Source organism: Streptomyces sp. NBC_01808 (genome assembly GCF_035917395.1).
Lineage (GTDB): Bacteria > Actinomycetota > Actinomycetes > Streptomycetales > Streptomycetaceae > Streptomyces.
In genome coordinates this window covers 3058397-3071965 of sequence record NZ_CP109072.1, presented here as the reverse complement: position 1 = coordinate 3071965, position 13569 = coordinate 3058397, and the positions used below count along the sequence as shown (strand labels likewise).

At 72.2% G+C, this 13569-nt stretch carries 11 protein-coding genes and 2 pseudogenes; 10 read left to right on the top strand and 3 right to left on the bottom strand.

Translation table 11 applies throughout. From position 1 onward, the window contains the following. The first annotated feature begins 6 nt into the window (after positions 1–6). A complete protein-coding gene (locus OG946_RS13075) occupies positions 7–573 on the top strand; it encodes a hypothetical protein (protein ID WP_326796283.1) in 567 nt (188 codons plus the stop codon). Positions 574–749: 176 nt separating this feature from the next. On the opposite strand, the pseudogene OG946_RS13070 reads toward OG946_RS13075, so the two are convergent. Then, a pseudogene (locus OG946_RS13070) lies at positions 750–1196 on the bottom strand (ATP-binding protein); the annotation flags it as partial. Between the two features lie 1451 nt (positions 1197–2647). Here OG946_RS13070 and OG946_RS13065 point away from each other — a divergent pair. The 3 genes from OG946_RS13065 to OG946_RS13055 all read left to right on the top strand — a co-directional run bounded on the left by OG946_RS13065 (position 2648) and on the right by OG946_RS13055 (position 4828). Beyond that, entirely contained in the window at positions 2648–3487 is an 840-nt protein-coding gene (locus OG946_RS13065) for a helix-turn-helix domain-containing protein (RefSeq protein WP_326796282.1), read from the top strand. Then, positions 3484–3729 (top strand): DUF397 domain-containing protein, encoded by a 246-nt coding sequence (locus OG946_RS13060; RefSeq protein WP_326796281.1) that lies wholly within the window; start codon positions 3484–3486, stop codon positions 3727–3729. Before OG946_RS13065 ends, OG946_RS13060 begins: the two co-directional genes overlap by 4 nt. Before the next feature lie 100 nt (positions 3730–3829). Further along, the gene (locus OG946_RS13055; RefSeq protein WP_326796280.1) at positions 3830–4828 is read left to right on the top strand and encodes a helix-turn-helix domain-containing protein; all 999 of its coding nucleotides are present in this window, start codon (positions 3830–3832) and stop codon (positions 4826–4828) included. On the opposite strand, the gene OG946_RS13050 is transcribed toward OG946_RS13055, so the two are convergent. Beyond that, the gene (locus OG946_RS13050; RefSeq protein ID WP_326796279.1) at positions 4815–5141 is read right to left on the bottom strand and encodes an ArsR/SmtB family transcription factor; all 327 of its coding nucleotides are present in this window, start codon (positions 5139–5141) and stop codon (positions 4815–4817) included. The genes OG946_RS13055 and OG946_RS13050 overlap by 14 nt on opposite strands. A 91-nt stretch (positions 5142–5232) precedes the next feature. On the opposite strand from OG946_RS13050, the gene OG946_RS13045 reads away from it, so the two are divergent. The 5 genes and pseudogenes from OG946_RS13045 to OG946_RS13025 all read left to right on the top strand — a co-directional run bounded on the left by OG946_RS13045 (position 5233) and on the right by OG946_RS13025 (position 11499). Beyond that, entirely contained in the window at positions 5233–6396 is a 1164-nt protein-coding gene (locus OG946_RS13045) for an MFS transporter (RefSeq protein ID WP_326796278.1), read from the top strand. A 72-nt stretch (positions 6397–6468) separates the two neighbouring features. Then, positions 6469–7984 (top strand): annotated as a pseudogene (locus OG946_RS13040) (family 43 glycosylhydrolase). Between the two features lie 80 nt (positions 7985–8064). Beyond that, positions 8065–8862, top strand: a complete 798-nt coding sequence (locus OG946_RS13035) for an HNH endonuclease family protein (protein ID WP_326796277.1) — start codon at positions 8065–8067, stop codon at positions 8860–8862. A gap of 267 nt (positions 8863–9129) precedes the next feature. Beyond that, a complete protein-coding gene (locus tag OG946_RS13030) occupies positions 9130–10155 on the top strand; it encodes a glycosyltransferase family 2 protein (protein ID WP_326796276.1) in 1026 nt (341 codons plus the stop codon). A gap of 3 nt (positions 10156–10158) precedes the next feature. Then, positions 10159–11499, top strand: coding sequence for a polysialyltransferase family glycosyltransferase (locus tag OG946_RS13025; RefSeq protein ID WP_326796275.1), 1341 nt, complete (start codon positions 10159–10161; stop codon positions 11497–11499). A 71-nt stretch (positions 11500–11570) separates the two neighbouring features. Here OG946_RS13025 and OG946_RS13020 read toward each other — a convergent pair whose 3' ends face one another. Beyond that, on the bottom strand, positions 11571–12671 hold the full coding sequence (locus tag OG946_RS13020) for an acyltransferase (protein ID WP_326796274.1): 1101 nt from the start codon (positions 12669–12671) through the stop codon (positions 11571–11573). 171 nt (positions 12672–12842) lie between these two features. Between OG946_RS13020 and OG946_RS13015 the strand changes: the two genes are divergently transcribed. Further along, positions 12843–13496 (top strand): SurA N-terminal domain-containing protein, encoded by a 654-nt coding sequence (locus OG946_RS13015; RefSeq protein ID WP_326796273.1) that lies wholly within the window; start codon positions 12843–12845, stop codon positions 13494–13496. Positions 13497–13569 lie beyond the last annotated feature (73 nt).

The window sequence follows — 13569 nt, the reverse complement described above, 5'->3', positions numbered from 1 at the left end:
GCCGCGATGAACGCGCTCCTCGCCGAGTACAACTCGCTGCGCCAGGAGAGCCTCCAGGCGATCACCAACCGCATCCAGATCATGAACTTCGCCTTCACCTCGCTGGCGGTGGTCCTCGCGGCCCTCCTGACCTCGTCGGTGTCCCGGGCCGTGCTCATCCCGGTCAGCCTCGTCTTCGTACCGGCGGCGGCGAAGGCGAGCCTGCTGATCTGGCTGGGCGAGTACCACCGGTCGCAGCGCGCCGGGCGGGGAGTGGCCCAGATCGAGAGACGGATCAACGCGCTGCTGGGCGCCGACGACCACGTGGGGTGGGAGTCCCGGCTCATCTCCTCCAACACCCACATGGGATACCCGTACGTCGCCACCTCCCTGTTCATCCTCAGCACGGGCGTCCTGGGCGAGGTGCTGGGCGGCTACTACCTCGTGGACAGGGTGGGGGAGGACGGCCGGACCACCGCGGCGGTCGCGGCCGCGGCGGCGGTCGCGACGTACGCGGTGGTGGCGGAGGTGCTGTTCGTACGGTTCTTCCTGCACCGCTGGCGGCTCATCCGCAGGGCGACACACAGCGGTTGAGGGGAGGGGGCGCGCGGGCGTCACCCGAGGCGGGTCGGTTGGGGAGGCGCGGCTGCGGCGTCCGGCCGTGGAGGTGCCGCTGCCGCGTCCGGCCGTGGAAGCGCCGCCACCGCCTCGGGCGGTGGACGGGCCGCCACCGCGTCCCGCCGGGGGAGCGCCGCCGCCGCGTCCCCGCGTAGGTCCAGCTCGGCGCGGACCGTCTTGCCGACCGGCACCCGGTCCAGCACCGCCCACCGGTCGGCCAGTTCGTCGACGAGCAGCAGCCCGCGCCCGGATTCCCCCTCCGGTACGGGCATCGCGCCCACCTGCTCCGGCCCCGGCGGCCGCCGCTGCCCCCGGGCGTCGGAGACCTCGATGCGGACGGCCTGCCCGAGGAGCGAGAGCCGCAGCTCGAAGTCCCGCCCGGCTACGCGGCCGTGGGTCACGGCGTTCGCCGCCAACTCGGCGACGATGGCGGCGGCGTCGCAGACGGTGGCGGTCTGCGGGACACCCCAGGAGTGGAGCTGCACGATCGTGAGATGCCGCGCCAGCCGCGCCCCGAGCGGGGTGGAGCTGAAACGCTGGCTGAACACACGTACGGTGACGGGCGGGGGTAGCGGGAGCGACGTGGAGAGTGCGGTCATGCCCCCGAATCTGCCCGGAGCAGCGGCAGTTAGCCAGGTCAAACGCATGTACGCGCCGGACGGTACAAAGCGGCGGGATGGAAAGTACCGGTAACTACCCGTAACCATGAGGAAGTGTGCCGCGGCTCTGCCCACCACTCGCCAAGCGAATCACCCGTGGCGCAACCGCGACGGCGAATGCAAGCATGCCCGCCTCACCACCTCCCATGCCCGACCAATTTCAGTTCTCCGGACGGGTGGATGCGGTTGCTCCGTGGGTGAGGTCGGTCGGACGCACGGACGCGTCCGGTGGGTGGGTGTGTGGGTGCGTTCGGTGCGCGGGCGGGTTCGGTCGGGGAGGCACGGGGCGGCTCGGGACGTGGTGATCCGCTCGGCCCACTTGGCCCACTTGACCCAACTCGCGATTCGCCCATTCGTGATCGGCCCACTCATGCCCTCACACCCGCCCAAGGGTAGGCGCCTGGTCTGACAACGCGGGGGCAGCGGGGCGCTGAGCTGGTACGTCGTCTCTGTGTGTGGCGGGTACGGGGGTACGGCGTCGGGGCGGCGGGGTGCGTGGGGTGGGTCGGTGTGCGGGGGGTCCGGGTCGGGGTGGGCGGTGTCGTTGGGGTTCCCACCGGGCCACCCGTCTCTTGAGTGTGCGGGCCTGCGTGCGCCGTCAAGGGCGTTCCCTCCGCTTCGCTGCGGGAACGTCGCTTCGCGATGGGGCTTCGCCCCACCCTGGACTGCGGACTCCGGCCCGTGACAGACCGGCGGCTATGGGTGGCCCGGAGGGAGCGGCGTCCCTTGAAGCCGCGTACGGATCGGTCGTCCGGTGACGGGGGGCCGGCCACCGGAGGCGGGCCCGCTCGGTGCGCGGACGGTCTCGGCGTCGGTGGCTCATGCGTGCCCCGGCGCCAGTGGTTCACGCGGCCCGTTTGCGGGTGGCCGACACGGTTCCTGCGTTGCTGGCTACGCCGCCCCCTATGCCGGTGGCTTACGGTGTCGGGCCCCCGCCCGCTTGTCGGTGGTCCCGGTTCCGTCCTTCCCGCTGGGGCTTCGGGCTGGGTGTGGGTTGGGGGCGGCGGTGGTTGGGCGAAAGTCGGGCTGTGCGGGTGTTTTGGCCGGGTTTTGCGCTGCTATTGCGCAGGGTTTTTGGCGGTGGCGCGCATTCCGGGTGGTCTGGGCGAGGGGGTGGCGGCCTGCGGGCGGGTGGGTGCGCCTGGAGGGGCGAAAGTCGGCGCTGGGGGCCTGATTCGGTGCGGATTGGGGGGTGTTACCGCGAGTTACGGCCCGATTTCTCTGCTCGGAGTGTCATGGGTGTGGCGTCGGCGCGCGCGATCGGAGGGCGGCCCGCCCGCGTACGTGTCCAACTGTATGAAGGGGCGGGGATAGACGGTGATCGTCACTGTACGTAAGTATTCGCGTGCACGGTGTTCAAGGCGGGCCGGGTGAGTGGGAGGTGGCCGCTGATGGCCGGGGATGTGAGCGGGACGAGTGGGCTGGGGAGTGAGCCGGAGCCGTCGGACAGCATGAGGACCTTCGGCGCGGTGGTCCAAGCACTGCGTGAACACGCGGGGTTGAGCCGGGAGCAGCTCGGTGAGCACGTGCGGTACTCGAAGCACACGGTGGCGTCGGTCGAAGGCGGCCGCCGTATGCCACCGCCTGACTTCGTAGAACGGGCAGAGCCCGTCCTCGGGGACACGGGTGTACTGCGGAGGTCCGTGCCCCATGTGGTGCGCAAGCCGGGCCTGGCACGGTGGTTTCGGGCGTGGGCGCAGTTGGAGACGGAGGCGATCAGTCTCAGTACGTACGAGTGTCGAATGATCCCGGGGCTGTTGCAGACGAAGGCGTACGCGCGAACGTTGTTCGAGTACGAGTTGCCGCCACTTGATGACGAGCAGATTGAGGCTCAGTGGGAGGCGCGAGCGGCGCGGCAGCGGCTGCTGCGGGAGCGGCCGAACACGGCGTTCAGCTTCATCCTCGACAAGCATCTGTTTCTGCGCCGTATGGGCGCCGTCGAAGTTGCACGCGAGCAGATCGACCACGTCATGGAGATCGCCGAGCTGCGGAATGTTCAGATCCAGGTCATGCCGCTCGTGGCTCACTGTGGGTTGCACGGTCCTATCGTGCTGCTGGAGACCGATGACAACTGTACGTATGCCTACAGCGAAGGGCAGGAGAGCGGCCAGTTGATCAGCGATCCGAAAGTGGTCAGCGTGTTCCAACGGCGGTATGCCAGGATGAGCGCGCAGGCTCTCACGCCGGAGGACTCCCTGAGCCTGCTGCAGCAGATTCGAGGAGACCTATGAACACCGCTGACGTGGGTTGGTTCAAGAGCAGTTACAGCAGTGGGTCGGGCGACAACTGCATCGAGGTCGCCGTCTCCTGGCGCAAGTCCAGCCACAGCAGCGGCTCCGGCGACGACTGCGTCGAGGTTGCCGCCTGTCCCTCCGTCGTCCACGTCCGTGACTCCAAGGACAAGGCCGGCCCTCAGCTCGCCTTCACCCCCGACGCCTGGGCCGACTTCGTCGCCTTCGCCCGGGGGCTCTGACCCCCTTCCGCGTGACCCCCGTGGCGTACGGGGCGGTGTGAACGGCGAAGTTGCCGTGCAACTTTGGCCGCGCGTCGCACGTCTCATCCACGGGGGAATCATGCTGCACATTGAGTTCACTTCTGCCGGTCTCAACCGGCTGCGGTCGGCCGGGGACGTCAGTCCCATGTGGGAAGTCGTCCTCAGCTTGCAGGCGTTGCAGACCGCGCACGCCGCGCTCGCGCTGGATCCGTGGCGGCGGCGGGTGCGGGGCGAGCTGGTTGCCGCCGGGCTGGGGGAGACCCTCGGGGCGTTACAGCGGCTGTGTCCTGAGGCCGCGTACTTTCCGGACTTCCTGACGCCCAGCGCCGGGGGTGGCCGGACGCTCGATGCCGAGCTGGAGCAGGTGCTACGGACCCCGAAGGCCCGGTTGCGCAAGGAGATCGGGCTGCTCTGCGCCTTGGGTGGGTCGTCGCGCGGGGCGCGGCGGTTGGCCGACGGGGACGCCGGTGCCCTGCGGCGGCTCGGGGACGCGGTGCGGCGGTACTACGCGGTGGCCGTGGCGCCGTACCGGGAGGCGATCCGGTCCGCTGCCGCCGCCGATCGGCCCGTACGGGCGGAGGCCGCGCTGCGGGAGGGGGCGGAGGGGCTGCTGGCCAGTTTCGCGCCGGAGGTGACCTGGCGCGGGGACCGGCTGGAGTGTGTGTACCCGGTGAGCAGGGGGTTCGCCCTCGACGGGCGGCCGTTGACGCTGATCCCGTCGTTCTTCTGCACCCGCAGGCCCGTCGCGCTCGCCGATCCCGAACTGCCGCCCGTGCTCGTCTATCCGCTCACCCCCGCGCCCGGGTGGCTGCCTGCCGCCGAGGGGGCGGTTGCCCCGGCGGACGGTGGTGACTCGCTGGTAAGGCTCATCGGTCTCACGCGCGCCCGCGTGCTGGAAGTCCTCGACCGGCCGATGTCCACCGGCCGCATCGCCGACGCCCTGTACGTCGCGCCCGCCAGCGCCAGCCGGCACGCCGCCGTCCTGCGCGAGGCCGGGCTCGTACGGTCCGAGCGGCGCGGGCACTGCGTGCTGCACCGGCGTACGGACCTGGGGGAGGCCCTGCTCAGCGGCGGGTGACGTCCGCCGCCGCGCCGTTCAGCACCGAGTCCAGCAGGCCCGGGAACAGCGCGTCCAGGTCGTCCCGCCGCAGCCGCACCAGTCGCGTCCGGCCCTGGACCGTCGTCCAGGTCACGCCCGCCTCCCGCAGCACGCGGTAGTGGTGGGACATCGTCGTCTGGTGGACGTCGAGGTCGCCGCCGATGGCGTTGCAGCTCTCCTCGCCCGTCGCGGCGAGCCGTAGCACGACCTCCAGCCGCACCGGGTCGGCGAGCGCGCGCAGCACGTCCACCATGCGGATCGCCTCGGCCGCGGGCTGGGACACCTCGCGCATCGTCTTCCGTACTCCCTCCGGTGTCTGCCCGCAGCCTACCCACACATTGATACATGGACAAGCATCCATGTATTGGCTACGGTGCCGTCCCGTGACCAGAAAGCTCCTGCCCCTCGCCCTCGCGACGTTCGCCGTCGGCACCGACAGCTACGTCATCGCCGGACTCCTCCCCGCCCTCGCCGCCGACCTCGGGGTCTCCACCCCCGCGGCCGGCCAGCTCGTGACGGTCTTCGCGCTGACGATGGCCGTGTCCGCGCCGGTCGTCGGGGCGCTCACCGGGGGGCTCGACCGGCGTACGACGCTGCTGATCGCGCTCGGCGTCTTCGTCGCCGGCAACGCCGCCACCGCCCTGGCCCCCGGCTACGGGACCGCCATGGCCGCCCGCGTCGTCACCGCCGTGGGCGCCGGTGTCATCAACTCCGCCGCCTCCAGCACCGCCGCCGCGATCGTGCCGCCCGAACGCCGCGGCCGGGCGCTGGCGTTCGTGCTCGGCGGGCTGACGCTGGCGACCGCGCTCGGGCTGCCGCTCGGCACGCTGATCGGCAGCGCGGACTGGCGCGTCACGCTCTGGGCGGTCGCGGGGACCGGGCTGGTGGCGGCGGTCGGCGTCGCCGTCGGGCTGCCCGCCGTACGGCTGCCGCCCGCCACGCTCGCCGACCGGCTGCGGCCGCTCGCGCGGGGCGGGCGGGTGCCGGCGCTGCTGGCCGTGACGACGCTGGCCTTCCTCGGTACGTACACGCTCTACACCTACGTCGCCCCCGCCCTCCGCGACGCGACCGACGGCGACGAACCGCTGCTCACGCTGGTCCTGCTGGCCTGGGGGGTCGGCGTGCTGGCCGGGAACACCGCCGCCGGGCGGCTCGTCGACCGCCGCGACCCCGCCCGCGTCCTCACCGGGCCGCTCGCGCTCGCGGTCCTCGCGCTCGCGCTGACCCCCCTCGCCACCCGCGCGCTCATACCCGCGCTCCTCTGGGCGGCGGTCTGGGGCGTGGCCGTGGGCTTCGTCGTCGTACCGCAGCAGCACCGGCTCGTCGCGCTCGGCCCGGCCGCCGCGCCGGTCCTGCTCGGGCTCAACTCCTCGGCGCTGTACGCGGGGATGGCGCTGGGCGGCGGTCTTGGCGGGCTGGCGCAGGAGTGGTTCGGGCTGAGCCCCGCGGGGCTGGGTCCTGTGGCCTCAGGGGTCACGGGTGTGGCGCTGCTATGGCATCTGGGTACGTCGCGGACGCGGACGCCGCGACGGGTTGTACAACGTTGAAATCTCCGCTACAAACCTCGTGACACCCTCCCGCGCACCACCCCCACAGGCATCGCACGGAAGGTACGCACCGTGACCCAAGCCGTACGCAGACTCCGCCGCCGGCGCTGGCCGGCCCTGGCCGCGACGCTGCTCGCGGTCGCCGTGGTGGCCGGCCTCGGCCCGGCAGCCGCCGACGGGGCCCCGGCGACCGACAGCGCCGCGGCCACCGCTGAACGCACCGCGGCCGACCCGGCTGCCGCCGCCCCGGCGACCAAACCCACCGCCGCCGCCGGCCAGTTCCGCAACCCCGTCAACACCGGCGCCGACCCCACCCTCGTCACCCACCAGGGCAACTACTACGTCGCCACCACCCAGGGCGACGCCATCCGCATGTGGAAGTCCCGCTCCGTCGCGACCCTCCTCACCGCCTCCCCGCACGAGGTCTGGCGCGACAGCGACCCTTCCCGCAACAAGCAGATCTGGGCCCCCGGACTCCTCAGGGACGGCGGCCGCTGGTACCTCTACTACACCGCCAGCGACGGCAACGACGCCGCCCACCGCATGTACGTGCTGGAGTCCCAGGGCAACGACCCGCTCGGCCCGTACCACTTCAAGGCCAAGGTCGCCGACTCCGGCAACGACCGCTGGGCCATCGACGGCGAGCCCTTCCGGCACAACGGCAAGCTGTACTTCGCCTGGAGCGGCCAGCGCGACGACGGCGTCGGCAACCAGCTCTTCGTCGCCCCGATGTCCAACCCCTGGACCCTCTCCGGCGGCCGCGTCTTCCTCCCCGCGGACGGCAACTGCCCCGAGGTGCGCGAGGGCCCCACACCGCTCCACAACTCGGCCGGCCGCCTCTACCTCACGTACTCCGCCTGCGACACCGGCAAGCCCGACTACGCGATCTGGGCCAAGTCCCTCGCCCCCGGCGCCAACCCGCTCGACCCCGCCGCCTGGCGGCAGGAGCCGGGTCCGATGTTCTCGCGCAACGACGGTGCGGGCGTCTACGGCCCCGGGCACCACTTCTTCTTCAAGTCGCCGGACGGCAGCCAGGACTGGATCCGCCTACCACGCGAAGAACACGACGACCTACACCTACAGTTGGCGCACCACCCGGGTGCAGAAGATCGGCTGGACCGCCGACGGCCGCCCCGACCTCGGCACCCCCGTCGCCGCGGGCGCGACCATCGACCTGCCGGCCGGCGACCCGGGCCCCGGCACGACGACGATCAACGACACCGACCCGCAGGTGACCTACACCGGCAACTGGAACTCCGGCAGCGGCTGCGCCGTGCAGTGCTTCCGGGGCAACGACCACTGGAGCGCGGAGCCCGGCGCGACGGCGACGTTCCGCTTCACCGGTACGCGGCTGGCGCTGCTGTCGGTCAAGGACACCGGCAACGGCATCGCCGCGATCTCCGTCGACGGCGGCCCGGAGCAGCGCGTCGACTACCACGGCAGCCCGCGCGTCGGCGAGCAGTTGCAGTGGGTGAGCCCGGTGCTGCCGCGCGGCGAGCACACGGTACGGATCCGGGTGACCGGTGAGAAGAACCCGAACTCGGGCGCGGCGTTCGTCTCCGTCGACCGGGCGGAGGTCTATCCGTAAGCGGCCGTCCGCAGGCGGCCGTTAGCATGCGGAGCCGGGGCCCGGCCGGGGTCCCGGCTCCGACGTGAAGTGCGAGTGCCGTGATACGAATACGCCGCCTGCTGCCGCCGCTCCTCGCCGCCGCCTCGGCCGTGACCCTGACCGCGGGCTGCGACACCGCGGAGGACCGGGTGGACAAGCCACCCGCCGACAACGCCCCCGCGAGCCCCGGCAGTCCCGGCGCCCCCGGCGCTCCCGGCAGCGGAACCTCCCCCCTCGACAACCCCGACGGCACCGCCCCCGGCCTCGCCCCCCTCACCTCCGCCGCCGACCGCGAGGCGGCCCTGGGCATCATCGACCGCCTGGCCACCGAGAGCCGCGGCTCCGGTTCCGGTTACGACCGCGACGAGTTCGGCTACGCCTGGATGGACACCGCGACCGGCGTACCGCTGGCGGGCAACGGCTGCGATACCCGCAACGACCTGCTCCGCCGCGACGGCCGGGACGTCCGGATGGAGAGCGGCGACGACTGCCTGGTGGAGACGATGGAGCTGGCGGACCCGTACGCCGGTAAGGACATAACCTTCGAACGCGGCCCGTCCACCTCGATGGACGTGCAGATAGACCACGTGGTGCCGCTGTCGTACGCGTGGCAGATGGGCGCCGGGACGTGGCCGGAGGACAAGCGGAAGCAGTTGGCGAACGACCCGCTGAACCTCCTCGCGGTCGACGGCGACACCAACTCCTCGAAGGGGGATTCAGGGCCGGAGTCGTGGCTGCCGCCGGCCGAGGGGATCCGCTGCGCGTACGGCGTACGGTTCGCGCAGGTCGCGCGGAAGTACGAGCTGCCGGTGACGACGGCGGACAAGGAGACGCTGCGGCAGCAGTGCGGGACGTGACACCCGGCATGTGGGAGTTCCCGACCGCCGCCTCCACCACAACGGCGGCTGGCGCGCCTTACCGAGGACGAGGACATCCGCCGCGCGGTCGCCGGACTCCTCGCCGGGTGACAGGCTCCCCCTATCGCCCCGCGCGGTGCGGGGCCGGGCGGCGCCCCCCTACGAAGCCGGAGAAACGGCACACGTTCGCCCGCCGGGCACCGAGAATTCACCCGCTGGACTCCTCGGCGGCAACCGCTTCAACGACCGCACGCTTAGCCTTGCGAAGTGCCCAAACTGTCGGTCATCGTGCCCTTTCACAACGTGCAGGACTTCGCCCAGGACACCCTGCGCAGCCTGGCCCGCAACGCCCGCTCCGACCGGGAGTTCATCCTCGTCGACGACTGCTCGACGGATGCCACTCCGCAGATCGTCGACCGCGCCGCGCGGACGCTGCCCGGTGCGCGGGTGATCCGGCACGAGACCAACCAGGGCATCGCCCGGGCCCGTAACAGCGGTATCGACGCCGCCAGAGGCGACTATCTGACGTTCCTCGACGGCGACGACTGGTACGCGCCGGGGTATCTGGACGACCTCATCGCCGCCATGGACCGGTACGGCACCGACTTCGTGCGCGTCGACCACGTGCAGTCCAACGGGCGCGACCGGGTCGTGCGGCGCGCGCCCGCGCGGCGCCGCGACACGATACTCGCGGCCCGCGACGGCATCGGTCAGGCCAATCTCGAAACGATGGTCGACTATCCCTTCGTCTGGGCCGGCATATACCACCGCCGTCTGTTCAAGGACGGCGCCGGGCGCTTCGCCGCCGAGCTGCGCACCGCCGAGGACCGGCTGTGGACGTGGATGCTCCACCTGACCGCCGAGACCTTCGCCGTCACCGGGCTGCTCGGGGTCTTCTACCGGCGCGGCGTCAAGACCTCCCTCACGCAGATCAGCGACGACCGCCAGCTCGACTTCATCCCCGCGCACGACGCGATGCTCGACGCCGTCCTCGCCGACCCGGACGCCGACCGCTTCCTGCCCAAGGCCGTACGGACGTACTGCGCCCTCATCGCCTTCCACCGCGGCAATTCGGAACGCCTGGAGCCGGGTCTCGCCAGACGCCTGGAGCGCGCCTCCGCCGAGGCGCTGCGGCGGATGCCGCAGGACGTGCTGGAGGAGACCCTGCGCGGCATGGACGAGCAGCGCGCCCGCATGCTGCGGCAACTGCGCGCGTCGGGGCGGGGGAAGCCCGGGAAGCCGGGCAGGCAGGGCACGCAGGACAGTACGGGAAAGCCGGAAAGGGTCGCCTGAAACGTGCACGAGCACCGCACCCAGATCTTCGAGGTCTCCACGCTGTACGGGGCGGCGACGCTCGCCGCCGCGCTGGACGCCGGGCAGTTCGGGCCGCGCGCCGGCGCCCGCCGCATCCTGCTCGTCGCCAACAACGCGGCCGTACCCGAGACCGCCGTCCAACTGTCCGAAATGCACGGATGGACTCCGGTTTCCGCCCGCTTCGACGAGGTGCTGGACTACAACCACGAGATCCGCCCGCACCACCCCGCCGCCTGGCACCCCAAGGGCGGCGACGTGCCGCTGCTCCAGCGGCTGCTGCGGCGCGCCTGGAACCTCGGCGACGGGCCGCTGGACCTGGTGGTCGAGTCGGTGACCGCGCCGCCCGCCAAGGCGCTCGTCGCGATCTTCGCCGACGCCGACGTGCACGTGTACGCGGACGGGCTGATGAGCTACGGCCCGACCCGCGAGAAGCTGCCGCAGCACGTGGCCTGCCGGGTGCAGCGGCTGCTGCACCTGGACCTGGTGCCGGGGCTCGAACCGCTGCTGCTCACCGAGTACGGGGTGCCGGCGGAGGTGGTGCCGAACGAGGCGTTCCGCGCGGTGCTCGACGAGGTGACCGCCGCCACGCCCGCGGGAGAGCACGGCGAGAGCGACGGAGCGGGCGACGGCGACGGTGCGCCCACCGCCGTACTCCTCGGCCAGTACCTCGCCGCGCTCAACATCCTCAGCCAGGCCGAGGAGGAGGCGCTGCACGAGCGCATGCTGCGCGGTGCCGCCGCGGCCGGCCACCGCGCCGTCCTCTTCAAGCCCCACCCCACCGCCCCCGCGCGCTACTCCACGGTGCTGCAGAAGGCCGCCGCGGACGCGGGCGTCACGCTGACGGTGCAGGAGGAGCCGATGCTCGCCGAGGCGCTGTACGGCACGCTGCGCCCGGGGCTCGTCGTCGGCTGCTTCTCCACGGCGATGCTCACCGCGGCCACCCTGTACGGCATCCCCGTCGCCCGCGTCGGCACGGACACGCTGCTGGAACGGCTGACCCCGTACCAGAACAGCAACCGGATCCCCGTCACCATCGTGGACTCCGTCGTGCCGGAGCTGGGCGGCCCGGACCGCCCGGCGCGGGATGCCACCCAACTCGCCGGGCTGCTCACGGCGGTGGGGTACTGCATGCAGGCCGACAACCACGCGCGGCTGCGCCCGGGTGCGCAGGAGTGGCTGGCGGTGTACCTGGACGCGTCCACCCGGCCGTACTTCAAGCGCAAGCGGCTGACGGCGCTGCGGCTGCCGGGCGGCAACCTCGGCCGGGTCCCCAACGCCCGCAGGGCGCTGGGGAAGGTGCGCAGGGCGCTGACGAAGCCGTAGCCGCGCAGGCGGTGTGAAGAGGGGCCGTACGGGCGCCGGAGCGCGCGTACGGACACCCGGCCCGCGGCCCGCTACCCCAGCAGCCGCCGCAGGCCCAGCCGCTGCCACAGCAGCGCCGCGCCGAAGGACAGCACCACGCTCCCCGCCCATATCCCGGCCGTGAGCAGCACCGCCTCCGTGCCGCCCAGATCCGCCGACACGAGCGGCTCCGCCAGCGTCCTGATCACCATGAGGTGCACGAGGTACGCGCCGAACGCGGCTCCCGCGACGCGCTTCAGCGGGGAGCGCCACCGCTCCGGCACCCGCACCCGGGTCAGCGTCAGCAGCACCGCGCCGGTGAAGACCGCGACCAGCACATGGGCGTTGGGGATCACATACTTCACCTGCGTCTGGTAAAGCAGCACGCCCAGCATCGCCGCCGTCGCCGCGCCCAGCCACAGCGCGCGGATGCCGGGTCCGCTCCGCGGGCGCAGTGAGAACAGCAGGGCGCCCCCGGCCGCGTACACCAGCGAGTAGACGCCGAAGCCCCAGCCGAACGACGGCGTGCCCGAGTCCGCTATCCGGCCCGCGTCGGCCAGCAGGCCGGGGCCGAGGGCGAAGCCGAGGAGCACCGCGCCGAGCCACCAGGGGCGGCGTCCTGCGCGCAGCAGGACGACGAAGCCGAGGAGGAGGACGACGGGGACGTACGCGTACAGGTACCAGAGGTGGTAGGCGGGGCGCACGGTCCCGAACGCGGCGTCCACGGCCAGGTCCCGCAGGGGGTCCTCATTTGTCTCCTGCAGCTTGCCCCACAGCAGATAGAGGACCGTCCACACGGCCATGGGGACGACGATGCGCACCATGCGCTGCGCGAGCCGCCGCCCGTCGCGCGGGGGCGCGCCGACGAGGACGGCCCAGCCGGCGATCGCGAAGTACATGGGGACGGCGAACCGGCTGACGGCGTCGGCGGTCATGCCCGCCCAGTACGCGGCGGCGCCGTTCGCCTCCTGGCGGCCCACGGCGTCGATGAACTCCGAGCCGGTGTGCCCCAGGATGACGCCGCAGGCGCACAGGAGCCGGATGACGTCCACGTCGTAGCGGTGTCCGGAGGGCCGGGCGGGCGCTGTGTCGGTGTGATTCGGCAGAGAAGTGGAGGCGGCTGCCGGCCGCCTCGCCACGTCGGATACGGTCACTGCCGAACCTTCTTGTGCCGCGGTGTACGGAACATGAATGACGGCCGAACAGAACGGCCGAACAGACAAGTCATGCCTTGGCAGTGGTGGCGCCGGCCACCCCTTGCATAAGATCGTGATCCGTATCACGAAGTGGCACGCCGCCGCAGGAAAGCCGCCCAGGAGGCCGCCATGCGCAGGACAGCGCTCGCCGTAACCGCCGCCGCGTTCATCGCGGCCGTGCCGCTGCTCAGCTCGTGCAGCGGCGAACCGCGCGCGGGAGCCGCGGCCTTGCTCGGCGACGACGAGCGCATCACGGTCTCGCAGTTGCAGAACCGGGTCGCCGACGTGCGCGCCGCGCAGAACGACAGCCCCCAGGCCGACGAGATGATCGACAAGAGCGGCGACCTCAGCGTGGACACGCTGAACACGATGCTCCAGGGCCGGGTCATCGAGCAGGCCGCGGAGAGCCACGGCGTGACCGTCCCCCGCGGCGAGGTGCAGCGCACGCACCGGGAGGAGGCGGAGATGGCGGGCGGTGAGAAGCAGCTTGAGGCGCTGTACCTCCAGCAGTACAGCATCCCGCCGGAGGGCCTGGACACGCACTACAAGCAGCAGCTCATGGTGCAGGGGCTGGTGGAGAAGCTGGGCATCGACCCGCAGACGCAGGAGGGCCAGGCGCGGCTCGGCGGGGTCCTGGTCGAGGCGTCGAAGGACCTGGGCATCGACGTCAGCCCGCGCTTCGGCAAGTGGGACAACGAGCAGGTGCGGCTGGCGCAGGCCGACACCCCGTGGATCAAGCAGGTCAGCGCCACCGCCGAGGACGGCGCCGTCCCCCAGCAGTGAGCGGGCGGCGCGGGGCGCAGGCCCTGTCCGGCCCCGTCGTTCCACGGCCGCCGGTGCCGGGCTGTCGGCGGCG

What these genes read in the sequence shown, in the direction of transcription:
- OG946_RS13060 (WP_326796281.1), top strand. Translation starts at nt 3,484, where the DNA reads ATGAACACCGCTGACGTGGGTTGGTTCAAGAGCAGTTACAGCAGTGGG.
- OG946_RS13050 (WP_326796279.1), bottom strand. Translation starts at nt 5,141, where the DNA reads ATGCGCGAGGTGTCCCAGCCCGCGGCCGAGGCGATCCGCATGGTGGAC.
- OG946_RS13015 (WP_326796273.1), top strand. Translation starts at nt 12,843, where the DNA reads ATGCGCAGGACAGCGCTCGCCGTAACCGCCGCCGCGTTCATCGCGGCC.
- OG946_RS13055 (WP_326796280.1), top strand. Translation starts at nt 3,830, where the DNA reads ATGCTGCACATTGAGTTCACTTCTGCCGGTCTCAACCGGCTGCGGTCG.
- OG946_RS13065 (WP_326796282.1), top strand. Translation starts at nt 2,648, where the DNA reads ATGGCCGGGGATGTGAGCGGGACGAGTGGGCTGGGGAGTGAGCCGGAG.
- OG946_RS13075 (WP_326796283.1), top strand. Translation starts at nt 7, where the DNA reads ATGAACGCGCTCCTCGCCGAGTACAACTCGCTGCGCCAGGAGAGCCTC.